Annotated in this window: 16 protein-coding genes; 10 read left to right on the forward strand and 6 right to left on the reverse strand. The window is 66.4% G+C overall.

The annotated features are described in order from the left end of the window. Positions 1-76: 76 nt before the first annotated feature. The 3 genes from BCL79_RS17590 to BCL79_RS17600 form a co-directional block, all read right to left on the reverse strand. Positions 77-586 (reverse strand): putative signal transducing protein, encoded by a 510-nt coding sequence (locus BCL79_RS17590; protein WP_121043398.1) that lies wholly within the window; start codon positions 584-586, stop codon positions 77-79. Position 587: 1 nt separating this feature from the next. Continuing rightward, positions 588-1496, reverse strand: coding sequence for an acyl-CoA thioesterase II (gene tesB / locus BCL79_RS17595; RefSeq protein WP_088432131.1), 909 nt, complete (start codon positions 1494-1496; stop codon positions 588-590). Positions 1497-1643: 147 nt separating this feature from the next. Next, a complete protein-coding gene (locus tag BCL79_RS17600; RefSeq protein WP_121043401.1) occupies positions 1644-2423 on the reverse strand; it encodes an enoyl-CoA hydratase/isomerase family protein in 780 nt (259 codons plus the stop codon). A 34-nt stretch (positions 2424-2457) separates the two neighbouring features. Here BCL79_RS17600 and BCL79_RS17605 point away from each other — a divergent pair, with 34 nt between their 5' ends. Beyond that, complete coding sequence (locus BCL79_RS17605; protein WP_121043404.1) at positions 2458-2901, forward strand: copper chaperone PCu(A)C; 444 nt, start codon at positions 2458-2460, stop codon at positions 2899-2901. Between the two features lie 116 nt (positions 2902-3017). On the opposite strand, the gene BCL79_RS17610 is transcribed toward BCL79_RS17605, so the two are convergent. After that, entirely contained in the window at positions 3018-3425 is a 408-nt protein-coding gene (locus tag BCL79_RS17610) for an acyl-CoA thioesterase (RefSeq protein WP_088432134.1), read from the reverse strand. Next, positions 3422-6397: an excinuclease ABC subunit UvrA gene (uvrA, locus tag BCL79_RS17615; protein ID WP_121043407.1), complete on the reverse strand. Its 2976-nt coding sequence runs from the start codon at positions 6395-6397 to the stop codon at positions 3422-3424. The genes BCL79_RS17610 and uvrA overlap by 4 nt, the downstream gene beginning before the upstream one ends. 295 nt (positions 6398-6692) lie before the next feature. Here uvrA and rplU point away from each other — a divergent pair, with 295 nt between their 5' ends. The 3 genes from rplU to obgE all read left to right on the forward strand — a co-directional run bounded on the left by rplU (position 6693) and on the right by obgE (position 8533). Beyond that, complete coding sequence (gene rplU / locus BCL79_RS17620; protein ID WP_019184518.1) at positions 6693-7010, forward strand: 50S ribosomal protein L21; 318 nt, start codon at positions 6693-6695, stop codon at positions 7008-7010. Between the two features lie 15 nt (positions 7011-7025). Continuing rightward, a complete protein-coding gene (gene rpmA / locus BCL79_RS17625) occupies positions 7026-7286 on the forward strand; it encodes a 50S ribosomal protein L27 (protein ID WP_019184517.1) in 261 nt (86 codons plus the stop codon). Between the two features lie 194 nt (positions 7287-7480). After that, positions 7481-8533, forward strand: a complete 1053-nt coding sequence (gene obgE, locus BCL79_RS17630; RefSeq protein ID WP_121043410.1) for a GTPase ObgE — start codon at positions 7481-7483, stop codon at positions 8531-8533. Between the two features lie 184 nt (positions 8534-8717). Here the strand turns inward: obgE and rpsT are convergent, their stop codons facing one another. Then, positions 8718-8987 (reverse strand): 30S ribosomal protein S20, encoded by a 270-nt coding sequence (gene rpsT / locus BCL79_RS17635; RefSeq protein ID WP_019184515.1) that lies wholly within the window; start codon positions 8985-8987, stop codon positions 8718-8720. Between the two features lie 116 nt (positions 8988-9103). Here rpsT and murJ point away from each other — a divergent pair, with 116 nt between their 5' ends. From murJ to BCL79_RS17665, 6 genes are all read left to right on the forward strand, one after another. Next, complete coding sequence (murJ, locus tag BCL79_RS17640; protein WP_121043413.1) at positions 9104-10708, forward strand: murein biosynthesis integral membrane protein MurJ; 1605 nt, start codon at positions 9104-9106, stop codon at positions 10706-10708. A 75-nt stretch (positions 10709-10783) separates the two neighbouring features. After that, positions 10784-11731: a bifunctional riboflavin kinase/FAD synthetase gene (locus BCL79_RS17645; RefSeq protein WP_121043416.1), complete on the forward strand. Its 948-nt coding sequence runs from the start codon at positions 10784-10786 to the stop codon at positions 11729-11731. Then, positions 11728-14559, forward strand: coding sequence for an isoleucine--tRNA ligase (ileS, locus tag BCL79_RS17650; RefSeq protein ID WP_121043419.1), 2832 nt, complete (start codon positions 11728-11730; stop codon positions 14557-14559). The genes BCL79_RS17645 and ileS overlap by 4 nt, the downstream gene beginning before the upstream one ends. After that, positions 14559-15065, forward strand: coding sequence for a signal peptidase II (gene lspA / locus BCL79_RS17655; RefSeq protein ID WP_121043422.1), 507 nt, complete (start codon positions 14559-14561; stop codon positions 15063-15065). The genes ileS and lspA overlap by 1 nt, the downstream gene beginning before the upstream one ends. A gap of 53 nt (positions 15066-15118) precedes the next feature. Further along, positions 15119-16069, forward strand: a complete 951-nt coding sequence (ispH, locus tag BCL79_RS17660; protein WP_121043425.1) for a 4-hydroxy-3-methylbut-2-enyl diphosphate reductase — start codon at positions 15119-15121, stop codon at positions 16067-16069. A 220-nt stretch (positions 16070-16289) separates the two neighbouring features. Next, positions 16290-18170, forward strand: coding sequence for a M61 family metallopeptidase (locus BCL79_RS17665; RefSeq protein ID WP_121043428.1), 1881 nt, complete (start codon positions 16290-16292; stop codon positions 18168-18170). Positions 18171-18184 lie beyond the last annotated feature (14 nt).

The raw sequence follows: 18184 nt of genomic DNA on the forward strand, positions 1-18184 counted from the left end.
ACCGGGTAGCCGGCCAGCGGCCGGCTCTGCAGGCTTCCAACCGCACGAGGAGCCGGCCAGCGGCCGGCACTACCTGTTACTCGGTGGGCTGGATCCGGACCCGCACTTCCTCTTCTTCCGGCGGGGGGGCTGCCGGTGCGGTCGGCGACGCCGCCGGCTGCACGGTCGGGGTCGGCGCGGGCGCCGCGACCGGGGCGCTGCGGTGGCGCATGACCACCACCATCGCCACGGCAGCGATCACCAGCAGCAGGCCGATACGGATGCGCCAGGCCCAGTTGCGCGGCGCATCGTTCTGGGCGACCTCGTCGCGGAACGCGAACTGCGCGGTCGGGTGATCGCGGCGGGTGGTTTCGAGCAGGCGCGCATCGCGCAGGATCTCGCGGGCGCGGGGCTGGTCATCGGCATGCACCACCCACAGGGTCGGGTGGGTAGTGGCCTTTTCCTTGTCCAGATAGCTGAACTGGCTGCCGCGTTTGCTGTGGTACGAGCGTCCGTTGGTGATGCGCACCTCGATGCCGGCGTCGCGCAGCAACTGGGCCACGCCTTCGACGGTTTCCACGCGCTGGCTGTTGAAGATCTGTCTCATGTCAGTCCTTGGCCGGCACGGCGGCAGCCGCGGCACTGTCGTCGACCACGCGGATCAGGCCTTCCTGCGCCGTGCTGGCGACCAGGATGCCGTTGCGGGTGAAGAACTGGCCACGCGCCAGGCCACGCGAATCCTGCGCGCTGGGACTGTCCAGCGAGTACAGCAGCCAATCGTCGGCGCGGAACGGGCGGTGGAACCAGATCGCATGGTCCAGCGAGGCCATCTGCACATGCGGCTGGTAGTAGCTGATGCCGTGCGGGAAGGTCGCGGTGCCGAGCAGGTGGAAGTCCGAGGCGTAGGCGAGCAGCGCCTGATGCAGCTCCGGGGCATCGCCGACGGTCTCGTTCAGGCGCAGCCAGACCTGGTGGTACGGCGGGCGCTTGGGCGGGTTGAGTTCGTCACGCGGGTACACATGGCGGAACTCGAACGGGCCGCCCCGCGAGAGCCAGCGCTGCACCTTGATCGGCAGACGATCCAGGACCGCCTGCGGCAGCGGCTGGTTCGGTTCGATGTCTTCCGGCTGCGGCACTTCGGGCATCTTGTGCTGGTGCTCGGCACCGGTCTCGGCCTGCTGGAACGAAGCGGCGCAGAAGAAGATCACCTTGCCGTGCTGGATCGCGGTGACCCGGCGGACGGAGAAGCTGCCGCCATCGCGGGTGCGGTCCACGTCATAGACGATGGGGTGGTCGATGTTGCCGGCACGCAGGAAGTAGGCGTGCAGCGAATGCACGTGACGGCCGTTCTCGACCGTCTTCTGGGCGGCCGACAGCGCCTGGCCCAGCACCTGGCCGCCAAAAACATACTTGGTACCGATATCGCGGCTCTGGCCGCGGAACAGATTGTCTTCCAGGCGTTCGAGCGAGAGCAGGTCGATCAGCTCGGAAACGACGGGTTCGTGCGTGGCGGACAAAGGCGGCAACCTGGGTTGGACTGGCGCCGATTATACGGGCTCCGGTAGGGCCGGCTGCTGGCCCGCTCCTCGTCAGGTACAGGTGTAGGGAAGCCGGCCAGCGGCCGGCACTACCGGTGTGCGCGGGCGCGCTTCAACCGTGGTGGGTCATCCCTTTCCCAGCCGCGCGACCAGTCCCTGCAGCGCCTGCTGGGTGTCCGGGGCGTACCAGGCCTCGATGAAGCGATCCAGCTGGATCAGATCGGCGTGCAGGGCCTCGTGGAGATCGGCACGGGCGATCGCGCGGGTCAGCAGCATCGGCTGGCGCGGCAGCGTGAGCAGGCCCTGCAGCCAGGCCACGGCACGGGCAACCACCAGATTGGCGTCGACCACCTCATCGACCAGCCCGATCTGCAGCGCACGCTCGGCCGGCACCATTTCGCCGCCGACCAGCAGGGTGGTGGCCCGGTGGTGGCCGACCACGCGGCGCATCAGGCGCTGGATGCCTTCCGGCGCGACCAGCCCGACCTGCACTTCGTTCAGGCCGATCACCGTGGGATGGGCGGCGTCGGGGCTGCGGGCGATGATCCGATAGTCGCAGCACAACGCGAGCACGCAGCCGCCGGCCGGGGCGTGCCCGGTCATGGCGGCGACCACCGGCACGCGGCACTCGGCCAGGGTGCGCACGGCGCCGAAGAAGGCCTGCCAGCTGTCCAGCAGCTTGTGTTTGTCATCGCCGTGGCCGAGCAGGTGCGGCACGTCCATGCCGGCGCTGAAGATGCGCTCGCTGCCGGACAGCACGATGCCGTGCACATCATCGGACATCGCCTGGTTGATCGCGTGGATCAGGTGCCGGCACAGCTCGGTGTCCAACGCATTGACCGGTGGCCTGGCCAGCCGCAGTTCGCGGATGGGGCCGTGGTTGATCACCTCGATGAGCGTCGTCATGCTGCAGTCTCGTTGCGGACAGGGAACGAAGCCGATGATAACCAAACCATTCGTGTGCGTATTGTTGGGATTGTGTGCGTTCGCAACATCCGCGTGGGCCGCAACGCCGGCCTGTGTGTCACTGCGCGATGGGTGGGTGCGCCTGCCGCCCGGTGCGATGCCGATGGCGGCCGGCTACGGCCAGATCCACAACGACTGCCGCGAGGCGGTGGTGGTGGTCGCCGCCGGCAGCAAGGCGTTCGGCGATGTCTCGCTGCACGAAACCACGCTGGTCGACGGCGTCAGCCGCATGCGCGCGGTCGAACGCCTGCCGATCGCGGCGGGGGCGACGGTCGTGCTGAAACCCGGTGGTCTGCACCTGATGTTGATGCAGCCGGAGGTGGCGCTGAAAGAGGGGGTGCAGCTGCCGTTGCGGCTGAGCCTGGAAGATGGGCGCAAGGTGGATGGAACGTTGCAGGTGCGCAGCGCGGTGCCGTAAAGATGCATGGGCCGTGGTAGTGCCGGCCGCTGGCCGGCACCCACGCAGTCCATCGTTGCCATGAAACTGCCGGCCAGTGGCCGGCACCACTTTTCAGTTCGGCTCGGCGGAACCTCTCAGCTTGACGCGGTCCGGATCGCCTCGGGCAACGGCGCGCTCTTGCCGGTCTGCGTGTCCATCCAGACCACCACCACGTTGCCATCCGAATACAGCGTGCTGTCGTTCTTCTCGTCCACGATGCGGTGGCCGATGGTCACGCTGCTGTTGCCGAGACGCTCGACGAACAGCTCCACCACGATGTCGTTGGGCCACACGATCGGCAGGCGGTAGTTGACGTTGGTCGCCGCCACTACCGGTGCGATCCGGTCGGTCATCGAAACGCCCTCCACGCCCAGCATCCAGCGCACGCGCGCTTCTTCCAGGTAGGAGATGTACTTGGCGTTGTTCACGTGGCCCATGCTGTCCATGTCGCGCCAGCGGACGCTGATCGGCACGCGGGCGAGGATCTTGTGCTCGTTGCTCATGCGGTCTTCTTCTTGGTCTTGCTGGGGGCTTTGGTCGCGGCGGTCTTGCGCACGGCCTTCTTCGGTTCCGGCTTGGCCTTGCGCGGCGGGCGGGCGTCGGGCTTGTTGGCCACGGCCGCCGGCTGTTCCGGACGCGCGCTGGTGGAGGGCAGCATTTTGGCCAGGAACTGGCCGGTGTACGAGGTTGGGCAGGCCGCCACGTCCTCCGGCGTACCGGTGACCAGGATGGTGCCACCGCGATGGCCACCTTCCGGACCCAGATCGACGATCCAGTCGGCGGTCTTGATCACGTCCAGGTTGTGTTCGATCACCACCACCGTGTTGCCTTCGTCGCGCAGCTTGTGCAGCACGCCGAGCAGCGCCTCGATGTCGTGGAAGTGCAGGCCGGTGGTCGGCTCATCCAGGATGTACAGCGTGCGCCCGGTATCGCGGCGCGACAGTTCCTTGGACAGTTTCACGCGCTGCGCTTCACCACCGGACAGCGTGGTCGCGCTCTGGCCCAGCTTGATGTAGCTCAGGCCCACATCGACCAGCGTTTCCAGCTTGCGCGCGATGCTCGGCACCGGCTCGAACAGCTTCAGGGCATCTTCGACGGTCATCTGCAGCACGTCGTTGATGTTGTAGCCCTTGTACAGGATCTCCAGCGTTTCGCGGTTGTAGCGCTTGCCGTGGCAGACATCGCAGGGCACGTACACGTCCGGCAGGAAGTGCATTTCCACCTTGATCAGGCCATCGCCCTGGCACGCTTCGCAGCGGCCACCGCGCACGTTGAAGCTGAAGCGCCCCGGCGAATAGCCGCGTGCACGCGCTTCGGGCACCTGCGCGTACAGCTCGCGCAGCGGCGTGAACAGACCGGTGTAAGTGGCCGGGTTCGAGCGCGGGGTGCGGCCGATCGGCGACTGGTCGATGTCCACCACCTTGTCGAACAGATCCAGGCCGTCGACTTCCTTGTATGGGGCGATCGGGTGCGAGGAGCCGTTGATCTCGTTGGCGGCCAGCGAGAACAGGGTGTCGTTGATCAGGGTCGACTTGCCCGAGCCGGACACGCCGGTGATGCAGGTCAGCAGGCCCGAGGGAATATCCAGGTCCACGCCCTTGAGGTTGTTGCCGCTGGCACCGCGCAGGTGCAGGGTCATCTTCGGGTTGGGCTTGTGCCGGCGCGCCGGGATCTCGATGGCGCGCTTGCCCGACAGGTACTGGCCGGTCAGCGAACGCGGGGCATCCAGGATGTCCTGCAGCGTGCCCTGGCCGACGATCTCGCCGCCGTGCACGCCCGCGCCCGGACCGATGTCCAGCACGTAGTCGGCCAGACGGATCGCGTCCTCGTCATGCTCGACCACGATCACCGTGTTGCCGAGGTCGCGCAGGCGGGTCAGGGTGCCGAGCAGGCGTTCGTTGTCGCGCTGGTGCAGGCCGATCGAGGGCTCATCCAGCACGTACATCACGCCGACCAGGCCGGCGCCGATCTGCGAGGCCAGCCGGATGCGCTGGGCTTCGCCACCGGAGAGGGTATCGGCTTTGCGCTCCAAGGTCAGGTAATCCAGGCCGACGTCGACCAGGAAGCCGAGCCGTTCGCCGATCTCCTTGACGATCTTGCCGGCGATCTCGCCGCGCCAGCCGGGCAGGGTCATGCTGCTGAAGAACTTCAGCGCATCGTCGATCGGCATCACCACCAGTTCCGGCAGCGCACGGTCGGCCACGAACACATTGCGCGCGGCCTTGTTCAGGCGCTGGCCCTGGCACTCGGGGCAGTTGCGCTCGCTGATGTACTTGGCCAGCTCTTCGCGGACGGCCGAGGATTCGGTCTCTTTGTAGCGGCGCTCGAGGTTGGGAATGATGCCCTCGAAGCGATGCTTGCGCTGGGTGCGGCCACCGGCTTCGGTGAAGTAGGTGAAGGTGATCGTCTCTTCGCCGCTGCCGTACAGCACGGCCTGGCGCACGTCCTCGGGCAGGCTCTGCCAAGGGGCGTCGGTGTCGAACTTGTAGTGCTTGGCCAGCGAGGCGATCAGCTGGAAGTAGTACGCATTGCGGCGGTCCCAACCGCGCACGGCGCCGGCCGAGAGCGACAGCTCCGGGTGCACCACCACGCGCGAGGGGTCGAAGAACTCGGCCATGCCCAGGCCATCGCAGCCCGGGCAGGCGCCGACCGGCGAGTTGAACGAGAACAGGCGCGGTTCCAGCTCCGGCAGCGAGTAATCGCAGACCGGGCAGCTGTACTTGGAGGAGAACAGATGCGCAGGCGCATCCTCCACATCCAGCGACTGCACCGAGACCATGCCGTCGCCAAGCTTGAGCGCGGTTTCAAAGCTCTCGGCCAGGCGCTGCTTGATGTCCTCGCGCGGGCGGAAACGGTCGATCACCGCTTCGATGGTGTGCTTCTGGCGCAGTGCCAGCGGCGGCACCGCATCGATTTCATGCAGCTGGCCGTCCACCCGCACGCGCACATAGCCCTGCGCGCGCAGCTGGTCGAAGACCTGGGCGTGCTCGCCCTTGCGCTCGCGGATCACCGGCGCCAGCAGCATGTAGCGCTGCTCGGCATCCAGGGTCAGCACGTGGTCGACCATCTGGCTGACCGTCTGCGCTTCCAGCGGGTAGCCGTGGTCCGGGCAGCGCGGGCTGCCGACGCGGGCGTACAGCAGGCGCAGGTAGTCGTAGATCTCGGTGATCGTGCCGACGGTCGAGCGCGGGTTGTGCGAGGTCGATTTCTGCTCGATCGAGATCGCCGGGGACAGGCCCTCGATGTGGTCCAGGTCCGGCTTTTCCATCACGCTGAGGAACTGGCGGGCATAGGCCGACAGCGACTCCACGTAACGACGCTGGCCTTCAGCGTAAATGGTGTCGAACGCCAACGAGGACTTGCCCGAGCCGGACAGGCCGGTGATGACAATCAGCTTGTCGCGGGGCAGGTCGAGATCGATGTTCTTGAGATTGTGCGTCCGCGCGCCGCGGATGCGGATGAAATCCATCGCCATGGGGGATCCGTTGTGGGGCTTCGGCTCAGGGAGCCGGCAAGCGGGTGGGGCAATCGGAAACGGCAATCGGTCAGCCTACCGAGCTTGGGATTTGGGGGCAATCGCGGACTTTGCCACCCCCATGTCTCATTCCCTGAGACCCCACGAGCCGGTTTCCTGAACCGTATTCAGCCAAATCCGGGTCAGAGCAGGGGGTGGGTTGACCCGAAGTGGTTGAAGTCATTAAAATTCCGCTTCTGTCCGCCCTCGATGGCGGCAGTCCATAGACCACAATAACTACAGAGGAAGTCTGGTCATGTACGCAGTACTGGTAACCGGCGGTAAGCAATACCGCGTGGCGCAGGGCGAAACGCTCCGCGTTGAAAAGCTCGAAGTCGAAGTCGGCAACGAGATCAAGTTCGACAACATCCTGATGCTGGGCGACAGCGATGGCATCAAGCTGGGCGACGCGCTGAGCGGCGCTTCGGTCACTGCCAAGGTCGTGTCCCAGGGTCGTGCCGACAAGGTCCGGATCATCAAGTTCCGTCGCCGTAAGCACCACATGAAGCGCCAGGGTCACCGTCAGTACTACACCGAAATCGAGATCACCGGCATTGCCGGTGGCAGCAAGTAATAAGGAGAAGCAGTCATGGCACATAAGAAGGGCGTAGGCTCATCGCGCAACGGTCGCGACTCCAACCCGAAGTACCTCGGCGTCAAGATCTTCGGTGGCCAGGCCATCGATGCCGGCAACATCATCGTGCGTCAGCGCGGCACCCAGTTCCATCCGGGTACCGGCGTTGGCCTCGGCCGTGACCACACCCTGTTCGCGCTCGTCGACGGCAAGGTGGAGTTCTCGGTCAAGGGCCCGAAGAAGCGTCGTACCGTCAGCGTCGTCGCCGAAGCCTGATCTTCAGCGGTACGCAGGCGCCCACGCCACGGCGTGGGGTCGCTGACGAAAGCCCCGCTTCGGCGGGGTTTTTCGTTGGTATCAACTATCGGGCGGGACATTTCCCGCCGCCGGCCCTGGATCGTACCGGGGCCGTTAGACTCTGCGGTGGGGTGCACCTCGCGCCCGCCGCCTCCAGATTGGCATCCAGAATCATGAAACTTGTAGACGAAGCAGAAATCCAGGTGATCGCCGGCAATGGCGGCAACGGCTGCATCGGTTTCCGTCGCGAGAAGTTCATTCCGCTGGGCGGGCCGGACGGTGGCGACGGCGGTAATGGCGGCAGCGTGTGGATCCGCGCCGACGAGAACCTCAACACCCTGGTCGATTTCCGCCATGACCGCATCTTCAAGGCGCAGCGTGGCGAGAACGGCATGGGCCGCCAGGCCTATGGCAAGGGCGGCGAAGACCTGGTCATCACCGTGCCGATCGGCACCGTGATCATGAACGTCAGCACCGATGAAGTGATCGGCGATCTGACCAGCCATGGCGACCGCCTGCTGGTGGCCAAGGGCGGCCGCGGTGGCCTGGGCAACATGCATTTCAAGAGCTCCACCAACCGCTCGCCGCGCCAGGCGCTGCCGGGTGAAGAGGGTGAAGAGCGCCTGCTCAAGCTCGAGCTGAAGCTGCTGGCCGACGTCGGCCTGCTGGGCTTCCCGAACGCCGGCAAGAGCACGCTGATCCGTGCGGTGTCGGCGGCGACCCCGAAGGTCGCCGATTACCCGTTCACCACGCTGTACCCCAATCTGGGCGTCGTGCGCGTGGAGAACTACCGCAGCTTCGTGATCGCCGACATTCCCGGCCTGATCGAGGGTGCGGCCGATGGCGCGGGCCTGGGCGCGCAGTTTCTGCGCCACCTGCAGCGCACCCGCCTGCTGCTGCACCTCGTGGATATCTCCCCGATGGAAGGGGGCGTGGAAGGTGTCTCGCCGATCGAGCAGGTCCGTGCGATCGAGCGCGAGCTGGAAAAGCACGACCCGGAGCTGCTGAACAAGCCGCGCTGGCTGGTGCTGAACAAGGCCGACCTGATGTTCGAGGACGAGGCCAAGGCCGCCGCCGAGAAGATCGTCGCCGAGCTGGGCTGGACCCAGCCGTGGTACCTGGTCTCGGCGCTGGGCCGTGAAGGCACCTGGCCGATCATGAACAACGTGATGGCCTTCTTCGATCGCCAGAAGGAAGACGAGGCGCAAGCGCGCGATGCGTACTGAGCGCACCCGCGCGCCCCTGAGAAACCCGGCTGCGGCCGGGTTTTTCTGTGGGGCCGTCGTCACCGCCGACCGGGCTGGCCGTCGCAGATCGCAGGCAACAAAAAACCCGGCCGGGGCCGGGTTTTTCTCTGCGGCTGGATCGAAGCCACGCGGGGCGTGGCTCTACGACACCCGCAGCGCCGTATCAGGCGGCCTTGATGGCCTTGATGCGCGCGGTCAGGCGGCTCTTATGGCGAGCAGCCTTGTTCTTGTGGATCAGACCACGCGAGCTGAAACGGTCGAGGATCGGCTGGGCAACAGCGAAGGCTGCCTCGGCGCCGGCGGCGTCATTGGCATCCAGAGCCTTGATCACCTTCTTGACAGCGGTGCGCAGCATCGAACGCTGAGCCGTATTGCGCGCGTTGCGCACGACGGTCTGCTTGGCGCGCTTCTTGGCGGACTTGATATTGGCCACAGTGGTGGTTTCCTGAAAAATCGGTGTAATGGGAACAGCAAGCTGGAAAGTATGATGGCTCGAAAAATGTACGTCAAGTCAATTGTCAAGAGGGAACACGGGTGAGTTCACCAAGGATGTTGCGGGGCCTGCTGTCTTTCAGCAGCATGACCATGATTTCGCGGGTGTTGGGGCTGGTTCGCGACCTGGTCATCACCACCACGTTCGGCACCAATGCGGTGACCGACGCCTTCTGGGTCGCCTTCCGGGTGCCCAATTTCCTGCGCCGGCTGTTCGCCGAGGGCTCGTTCGCCACCGCGTTCGTCCCGGTGTTCACGGAGGTGAAGGAAACCCGCTCGCATGCCGAACTGCGCGAACTGATGTCGCGGGTGGCCGGCACGCTGGGCGGGGTACTGCTGCTCGTCACCGCGCTGGCGTTGATCTTCGCGCCGCAGCTGGCGACCCTGTTCTCCAGCGGGGTGGATACCGACCCGGCCAAGCACGGCCTGCTGGTGGACCTGTTCCGGCTGACCTTCCCGTTCCTGCTGTTCGTCTCGCTGACCGCGCTGGCCGGCGGAGCGCTCAACAGTTTCCAGAAGTTCGCGATGCCGGCGCTGACCCCGGTGATCCTCAACCTGTGCATGATCGCCGGTGCGCTGTGGCTGGCCCCGCGGCTGGGTGGCACCCCGGAGAAGCAGATCCTGGCCCTGGGCTGGGCGGTGCTGGCCGCGGGCCTGCTGCAGCTGCTGTTCCAGCTGCCGTCGCTGAAGGGCATCAACCTGCTGACCCTGCCGCGCTGGGGCTGGCAGCATCCCGGGGTGCGCAAGGTGCTGACCCTGATGGTGCCGACCCTGTTCGGTTCCTCGATCGCGCAGATCAACCTGCTGCTGGATACGGTGATCGCCGCCAAGCTGACCGATGGCTCGCAGTCCTGGCTGTCGCTGGCCGACCGCTTCCTGGAACTGCCGCTGGGCGTGTTCGGCGTGGCGCTGGGCACGGTGATCCTGCCGGCGCTGGCCCGCCACCATGTCAGTACCGACAAGGCCGGCTTCTCCAGTGCGCTGGATTGGGGTCTGCGCACGACGCTGTTGATCGCCATCCCCGCCATGCTGGGCCTGCTGCTGCTGGCCGAGCCGCTGATTGCCACCGTGTTCCAGTACGGCCGCTTCACCGCGTTCGATACCCGCATGACCGCGCTGTCGGTGTATGGCCTGAGCTTCGCCCTGCCGGCCTTCGCGCTGCTCAAGGTGGTGCTGCCGGCCTTCTACGCCCGTCAGGACACCCGCACCCCGGTCCGCGCCGGTGTGGTCGCGCTGGTGGCCAACATGGTCTTCAACGTCATCCTGCTGGCCGTGCTGTACCACGTGATGGTGCCGGAGGCGCTGAAAGCGCAGGGCGTCTGGGTCGCGTTGGGCAAGCAGCCTGGCCTGCATCTGGCGCTGGGTATCGCCAGTGCGCTGTCCAGTTATCTGAACCTTGGCCTGCTCTGGTACTGGCTGGGCAAGACCGATGTCTACCAGCCCAAGGCGGGCTGGGGCGGCTATGCGACCAAGCTGGGGCTGGCCTGCCTGGCCATGGTGGCGGTGCTGCTGGGCCTGCGCTACGGGATGGCGGACTTCACCGGCATGGACAAATGGCACCGGATCGGCAACCTCGCGCTGCTGGTCGGCGGCGGTGGCCTGACCTATCTGGTGGCCCTGGTTGCCATGGGCTTCCGCCCGCGCCACCTGCGGGAGCATTGATCCGGGGGCAGCCCGGCTATACTTCATGGCTATCTCTTGCAAAGCATCGGCCCTGGTGGGCCGCATTCCACGTAGATGAGCAGGCTGTTTAGAAACGTCGAAGGCGGGCAGTTGTTCCCGCACGGAAGCGTGGTCTGCATCGGCGCATTCGACGGCCTGCACCTGGGTCATCGTGCGTTGGTGCGCCACGCCGTTTCGCGCGCGCGCGCGCTGGGCGTGGCTGCCGTGGCGGTGGCTTTCGAGCCGCTGCCGCGCGAGTACTTCGCCCAGGGCGAGCCGCCGCCGCGATTGACCCTGGCCCGTGACAAGGTCGCCATGCTGCGCGAACTGGGCGTGGATGCGATCGGCCTGCTGCGCTTCGATGCGCGCATGGCCGCGATGCAGGCCGAGGCGTTCGTCGAGCAGCTGCTTGTGCACCGGCTGAGCGCGCGCGAGGTGTGGATCGGGCCGGAGTTCTGCTTCGGCAACCGCCGCAAGGGCGATCTGGCCCTGCTGCAGGCGATGGGCCGCGAGCGTGGCTTCAGTGCGGGGGAGATCGAGCCGGTCGACCTGCACGGCGAGCGCATTTCCAGCACCCGCATCCGCCAGCTGCTGCGCGCCGGTGATTTCCGTCATGCCGGCGATCTGCTGGGCAGGCCGTATACGATTGGGGGCAGGGTAGTGCGCGGCCGCCAGTTGGGCCGTACGCTGGGGTTCCCGACCGCCAACCTGCGCTTTCCGAAGACGCCGGCGCTGTCGGGGATCTACGCGACCTGGGTCCACGGTGTGTTCGACCAGCCGTGGCCCTCGGTCTCCAGCTTCGGTACGCGTCCCACCGTGGATGGCGTGGAGCCGCTGCTGGAAGCGCACCTGTTTGATTTCCAGGGCGACCTGTACGGCCGCCACATCGATGTCGAGTTCGTCGCCAAGCTGCGCGATGAAGAAAAGTTCCACGATCTGGCTGCGTTGACCGACCAGATGCACCGTGACGCCGAACAGGCCCGTCACATCCTTTCCGAACACAGATTGCGAGCCACTGCGTGAGCCAGGACTACAAAGCCACCCTTCATCTGCCGGCAACCGAATTCCCGATGCGCGGCGACCTGCCCAAGCGCGAGCCGGGCATTCTGTCGCGCTGGGAGGACGAGGGCCTTTACGCCCGCCTGCGCGACAACGCGCAGGGCCGCCCGCTGTTCGTGCTGCACGACGGCCCGCCTTACGCCAATGGCCAGATCCACCTGGGCCACGCGGTCAACAAGATCCTCAAGGACATCATCGTCAAGTCGCGCTACCTGGCCGGCTTCGATGCGCCCTACGTACCGGGCTGGGATTGCCACGGCCTGCCCATCGAGATCGCGGTCGAGAAGAAGTGGGGCAAGGTCGGCGTCAAGCTCGATGCGGTCGCGTTCCGCCAGAAGTGCCGCGAGTTCGCCGAAGAGCAGATCGAACTGCAGCGCCGCGACTTCAAGCGCCTGGGCGTGATCGGCGATTGGGACAACCCGTACAAGACGCTGAGCTTCGATTTCGAAGCCAACGAGATCCGTGCGCTCTCCAAGGTGTTCGCCAACGGTCACATCGTGCGCGGCGCCAAGCCGGTGCACTGGTGCTTCGACTGTGGCTCGGCGCTGGCCGAAGCGGAAATCGAATACCAGGACAAGACCTCGCCGGCGATCGACGTGGCCTACGTGTCGCGTGATTCGCAGCAGCTGGCCGAGCGCTTCGGCGTGACGCTGCCGGCCGATGTCGAGGTAGCGGTGCCGATCTGGACCACCACCCCGTGGACGCTGCCGGCCTCGCTGGCGGTGTCGCTCGGTGCGGAGATCGAATACGTGCTGGCCGAAGGCCCGGCCCACCACGGCAAGCGCCGTTGGCTGGTGCTGGCCGCCGCGCTGGCCGAACGTTCGCTGCAGCGCTACGGCGTGGACGGCCTGGTCGTGCACGGTCGTGCCACCGGCGCCGCGCTGGAAAATCTGCTGCTGGCCCATCCGTTCTACCCGCAGCGCGACATCCCGCTGCTCAATGGCGACCACGTCTCCGACGAAGACGGTACCGGTGCGGTGCATACCGCCCCGGGCCATGGCCAGGAAGACTTCGTGGTCAGCCAGCAGTACGGGCTGATGGACAAGTACAACGCCGGCCAGATCAACCCGGTCGACGGCCGTGGCGTGTACCTGTCCTCGACCCCACCGGCCGGCGATGTCGAGCTGGCGGGCCTGCACCTGTGGAAGGCGCAGCCGCTGATCGTCGATGTGCTGCGTGCCTCCGGTGCGCTGCTGGCGTATGTCGAGATCGTGCACAGCTACCCGCACTGCTGGCGCCACAAGACGCCGGTCGTGTTCCGCGCCACCCCGCAGTGGTTCATCTCGATGGACAAGGCCAACCTGCGCCGCGATGCGATGGCCGCGATCGACAACGTCGGCTGGTTCCCGAGCTGGGGCAAGGCGCGCATCGGCTCGATGGTCGATGGCCGCCCGGACTGGTGCATCAGCCGCCAGCGCACCTGGGGCGTGCCGATCGCGCTGTTCACCCACCGCGAAACCGGTGAGCCGCACCCGCGCACCGTGGAATTGATGCAGCAGGTCGCCGACCGCGTGCAGGCCGAAGGCATCGACGTGTGGTACTCGCTGGACAGCGCCGAACTGCTGGGCGAGGAAGCGCCGCACTACGAGAAGGTCACTGACATCCTCGATGTCTGGTTCGACTCGGGCGTGACCCATGAAGGCGTGCTGCTGGCGCGTGGCTTCGGCAAGCCGGCCGATCTGTATCTGGAAGGCTCGGATCAGCACCGCGGCTGGTTCCAGTCCTCGCTGCTGACCGGCGTGGCCATCGACAAGCAGGCCCCGTACAAGCAGTGCCTCACCCATGGTTTCACCGTGGATGAGAAGGGCCGCAAGATGTCCAAGTCGCTGGGCAACGGCATCGAGCCGCAGGACATCATGAAGACCCTGGGCGCGGACATCCTGCGCCTGTGGATCGCCTCGGCCGATTACAGTAATGAAATGTCGCTGTCGCAGGAAATCCTCAAGCGCAACGCGGATGCCTACCGGCGCCTGCGCAACACCGCGCGCTTCCTGCTCGGCAACCTGGACGGCTTCGACCCGGCCCAGCATCTGGTGGCCCCGGCCGACATGGTCGCGCTGGACCGCTGGATCGTGCATCGCGCCTTCGAGGTGCAGGAGAAGATCAAGGCGGCGTACACCGGCTACAACATGGCCGAGATCGTGCAGCTGCTGCTGAACTTCTGCAGCGTGGATCTGGGCTCTGTGTATCTGGATGTCACCAAAGACCGCCTGTACACCATGCCGGTGGACTCGCGCGGCCGCCGCTCGGCGCAGACCGCGATGTACCACATCGCCGAAGCGTTCACGCGCTGGATCGCGCCGATCCTGAGCTTCACCGCCGATGAGCTGTGGGGGTACCTGCCGGGCGAGCGCAAGGAGAACGTGCTGTTCGCCACGTGGTACGACGGTCTGGTTCCCTTGCCGGCCGATGCACCGCTCAACGCAGCCGACTTCGACCAGCTGCTGGCGCTGCGCGAGCAGGTCGCCAAGGTGCTTGAGCCGATGCGCGCCAACGGTGCGATCGGTGCGGCGCTGGAAGCGGAGATCACCGTCGCCGCCGATGCCGAGACCGCCGCGCGCTGGCAGCCGCTGGCCGAGGAGCTGCGCTTCCTGCTGATCAGCGGTGACGTGCAGGTGCGCCCGGCGACCACCGACGAGGTGTTCGTCAGCGCCCAGCCGACCGGCAAGCAGAAGTGCGTGCGCTGCTGGCATTACCGCGCCGATGTCGGCTCGGTCGCTGCGCATCCGGAACTGTGCGGCCGCTGCGTGACCAACATCGACGGTGCCGGCGAAGACCGGCGGTGGTTCTGATGACCGCCGCCCGTCCGCGTCCGAACGCGCTGATCTGGCTGCTGCTGTCGGCAGCGATCATCATCGCCGACCAGTGGAGCAAGGCCTGGGTGCTGTCCAGCCTGCCCGAGTACGAGCCGGTGGTGGTCATCGAGGGCTTCTGGAACTGGTACCGCACCTACAACACCGGCGCAGCATTCAGCTTCCTGAGCGATGCCGGTGGCTGGCAGCTGTGGTTCTTCACCGCGCTGGCGTTGGGCATCAGCGGCCTGATGGGCTACTGGATGTGGGGCACCGCGCGCGGTGCCTGGCGCAGCGCCGTGCCTTACGCGCTGGTGATCGGCGGGGCGATCGGCAACGTGATCGACCGCCTCATGCACGGTCACGTCGTCGACTTCATCCAGTGGCATATCGGGGACCATTACTGGCCCTCGTTCAACATCGCCGACTCGGCGATCGTGGTCGGCGCGGTGGGTATCGCCCTGTTCGGCCTGTTCGACGGCAAGGCTGCCAAAAAAGCGGGATAATTCCCTCCTGTATCCGTAACAACCCGGCTCACGCCGGCCGGAGTATCTGACCGATGGATGTGTTGCTCGCCAATCCGCGTGGTTTCTGTGCCGGTGTCGATCGTGCGATCGAGATCGTCAAGCGCGCGATCGAGACCCTGGGTGCGCCGATCTACGTGCGCCACGAGGTCGTGCACAACCGGTTCGTGGTGGATGACCTCAAGGCCCGCGGCGCGATCTTCGTCGAAGAACTCGACGAAGTGCCGGACGACAACACGGTGATCTTCAGCGCGCACGGCGTCTCCCAGGCCGTGCGCCAGGAAGCCGACCGCCGTGGTCTGAAGGTGTTCGACGCGACCTGCCCGCTGGTCACCAAGGTGCACCTGGAAGTGGCCCGCCACTGCCGCGCCGGCCGCGACGTGGTGCTGATCGGGCACGCCGGGCACCCGGAAGTGGAAGGCACGATGGGCCAGTGGAACCGCGAGCGCGGCACCGGCCAGATCTACCTGGTGGAGGGTGTGGAGGACGTCGCCACGCTGGTCATCGACCAGCCGGAGAACTTCGCCTACACCACCCAGACCACGCTCTCGGTAGATGACACCCGCAGCATCATCGACGCGCTGCGCACCCGCTTCCCGGCGATGCAGGGCCCGAAGAACGACGACATCTGCTACGCCACGCAGAACCGCCAGGACGCCGTGCGTGACCTGGCCAAGCGCTGTGACCTGGTGCTGGTGGTCGGCTCGCCGAACAGCTCCAACTCCAACCGCCTGAGTGAACTGGCGCGCCGTGATGGCGTGGAGTCCTACCTGATCGACGGTGCCGACGAGATCGACCCGGCGTGGGTGGCCGGCAAGAAGCACATCGGCTTGACCGCCGGTGCCTCGGCACCGCAGGTTCTGGTGGATGGTGTGATCGCGCGCCTGAAGGAGCTCGGTGCCACCGGTGTGGGCGAACTGGAGGGCGAGCCGGAATCGATGGTGTTCGCGCTGCCGAAGGAACTGCGGCTGCGGTTGGTCGACTGACCGCGCAGCATTCCGCCACGCATGCCATGGCGCTGCCCCGGTAGTGCCGGCCGCTGGCCGGCAGCGCACCCCGGTTGGCCCTGATCGCGACCGGCAGACAGAACGTCACTGCGCGCCGCTGTGCCAATCATGGCCGCAACGCGACGTATGACCTTTGGCCATGGGGCAGGGCGCTGGCGGAGGACTAGGATCAAGGGCTTCCCCCGCTGGAGCCTGCCTGATGAAGATGCGTGCCATTGCCCTGTCCATGTTGCTGGCTGTGTCCGCAACAGGCGTGCAGGCGCAGACACCGCCGCCGCAGGACGTGGCCTTCCCGGGCCTGCTGCGCATCGACGTGGACGCGCGCGACATCGGGCGACGCATCTTCAAGGTGAAGGCCACGGTGCCGGCCAAGCCCGGCCCGCTGACCCTGCTGTACCCGCAGTGGCTGCCCGGGGCGCATTCACCGAGCGGCCCGATCGACAAGCTCGCCGGCCTGGTTGTCACCGCCAACGGCACGCCGCTGCAGTGGACGCGCGATCCGTACGACGTCTATGCCTTCACCGTGCAGGTGCCGCAGGGCGCCAGCGAAGTGGTGGCCGAGTTCAAGTTCCTCTCTTCGCAGGGCACCCAGGGCCGCGTGGTGATGACCCCGGACATGCTCAACCTGCAGTGGAATGCCAATTCGCTGTACCCGGCCGGGGTGATCACCCGCAACATCCAGGCGCAGGCCACCGTCACGCTGCCGCCGGGCTGGTCGTACGCCACCGCGCTGGATACCGAGCGCCGCGAGGGTGACACGGTGGTGTTCAAGCCGATCAGCTATGACCACCTGGTCGACTCGCCGCTGTTCGCCGGCCGCCACTTCCAGCGCTTCGATCTGGACCCCGGTGCGAAGGTGCCGGTGCACCTGAATGTCTTCGCCGATGAGGCCAAATCGCTGGCCGCCAAGCCCGAGCAGATCCAGGCGCATCGCGCGCTCGTGCAGCAGATGTACAAGCTCTACGGCGCACGCCACTTCGACCGCTACGAGTTCCTGCTGGCGCTGACCGACAAGCTCGGCGGCATCGGCCTGGAGCACCAGCGCTCCAGCGAGAACAGTGGCGAGACCGGCTACTTCACCGAGTGGGACAAGACCTGGCTGGGCCGTGATCTGCTGCCGCACGAGTTCAACCACTCCTGGAACGGCAAGTACCGGCGTGGCGCCGATCTGACCACGGCCAACTTCAACGTGCCGATGGGCGACAGCCTGCTGTGGCTGTACGAAGGCCAGACCCAGTTCTGGGGCCAGGTGCTGGCCGCGCGCTCCGGCCTGTGGAGCCCGCAGCAGACCCGCGACGTGCTGGCCAATGTGGCGGGCACCTATGATCGCGGTCGCCCCGGCCTGGCCTGGCGCAACCTGCAGGACACCACCAACGACCCGACCATCGCCCAGCGCCGCGCATTGGCCTTCCGCAACTACCAGATGAGCGAGGACTACTACTCCGGCGGCCAGATGGTCTGGCTGGAGGTGGAGGGCAAGCTGCGCGCGCTGACGGGTAACAAGCGCGGCCTGGACGACTTCGCCAAGGCGTTCTTCGGCATGAACGACGGCGACTGGAATGTCCATCCGTATACCTTCGAAGAGGTGGTGAGCACGCTCAACGGCGTGGCGCCGTTCGACTGGGCCAGCTTCCTGCGCGAGCGCCTGGACGGGCACGGGCCGCTGACCGGTGGCCTGGAAGCGGCCGGCTGGAAGCTGGTCTATACCGATACGCCGAACGAGGCGTTCAAGGCGCAGGAAACCCGCGGCAAGAACAGCAACCTGCTGTACTCCATCGGCCTGTCGGTCAGCGAGTCCGGCTACATCGGCGATGTGCTGTGGGACAGCCCGGCCTTCAACGCCGGTCTCATTCCCGGCATGAGCGTGGTCGCACTCAATGGCCGCGTGTTCAAGGCCGAGCAGTTGAAGGAGGCGATCACCGCCGCCAAGACCGACAAGGCGCCGCTGACGCTGCTGGTGAAGAGCTTCGATCGAATCGATACGGTGACGCTGGATTACCACGATGGGCTGAAGTACCCGTCGCTGGAGCGCATCGCGGGCAAGCCGGACCGGTTGGCGGACTTGTGGAAGGCGCGGTGAGTGCGCTGCGTGGA

Source organism: Stenotrophomonas rhizophila, assembly GCF_003651185.1.
GTDB lineage: Bacteria > Pseudomonadota > Gammaproteobacteria > Xanthomonadales > Xanthomonadaceae > Stenotrophomonas > Stenotrophomonas maltophilia_Z.

Excerpts from the sequence above, each read along its gene's own strand:
- BCL79_RS17590 (WP_121043398.1), bottom strand. The coding sequence starts at position 586 with ATGAGACAGATCTTCAACAGCCAGCGCGTGGAAACCGTCGAAGGCGTG.
- BCL79_RS17600 (WP_121043401.1), bottom strand. The coding sequence starts at position 2,423 with ATGACGACGCTCATCGAGGTGATCAACCACGGCCCCATCCGCGAACTG.
- BCL79_RS17605 (WP_121043404.1), top strand. The coding sequence starts at position 2,458 with ATGATAACCAAACCATTCGTGTGCGTATTGTTGGGATTGTGTGCGTTC.
- BCL79_RS17610 (WP_088432134.1), bottom strand. The coding sequence starts at position 3,425 with ATGAGCAACGAGCACAAGATCCTCGCCCGCGTGCCGATCAGCGTCCGC.
- uvrA (WP_121043407.1), bottom strand. The coding sequence starts at position 6,397 with ATGGCGATGGATTTCATCCGCATCCGCGGCGCGCGGACGCACAATCTC.
- rplU (WP_019184518.1), top strand. The coding sequence starts at position 6,693 with ATGTACGCAGTACTGGTAACCGGCGGTAAGCAATACCGCGTGGCGCAG.
- rpmA (WP_019184517.1), top strand. The coding sequence starts at position 7,026 with ATGGCACATAAGAAGGGCGTAGGCTCATCGCGCAACGGTCGCGACTCC.
- obgE (WP_121043410.1), top strand. The coding sequence starts at position 7,481 with ATGAAACTTGTAGACGAAGCAGAAATCCAGGTGATCGCCGGCAATGGC.
- murJ (WP_121043413.1), top strand. The coding sequence starts at position 9,104 with ATGTTGCGGGGCCTGCTGTCTTTCAGCAGCATGACCATGATTTCGCGG.
- BCL79_RS17645 (WP_121043416.1), top strand. The coding sequence starts at position 10,784 with ATGAGCAGGCTGTTTAGAAACGTCGAAGGCGGGCAGTTGTTCCCGCAC.
- lspA (WP_121043422.1), top strand. The coding sequence starts at position 14,559 with ATGACCGCCGCCCGTCCGCGTCCGAACGCGCTGATCTGGCTGCTGCTG.
- ispH (WP_121043425.1), top strand. The coding sequence starts at position 15,119 with ATGGATGTGTTGCTCGCCAATCCGCGTGGTTTCTGTGCCGGTGTCGAT.
- BCL79_RS17665 (WP_121043428.1), top strand. The coding sequence starts at position 16,290 with ATGAAGATGCGTGCCATTGCCCTGTCCATGTTGCTGGCTGTGTCCGCA.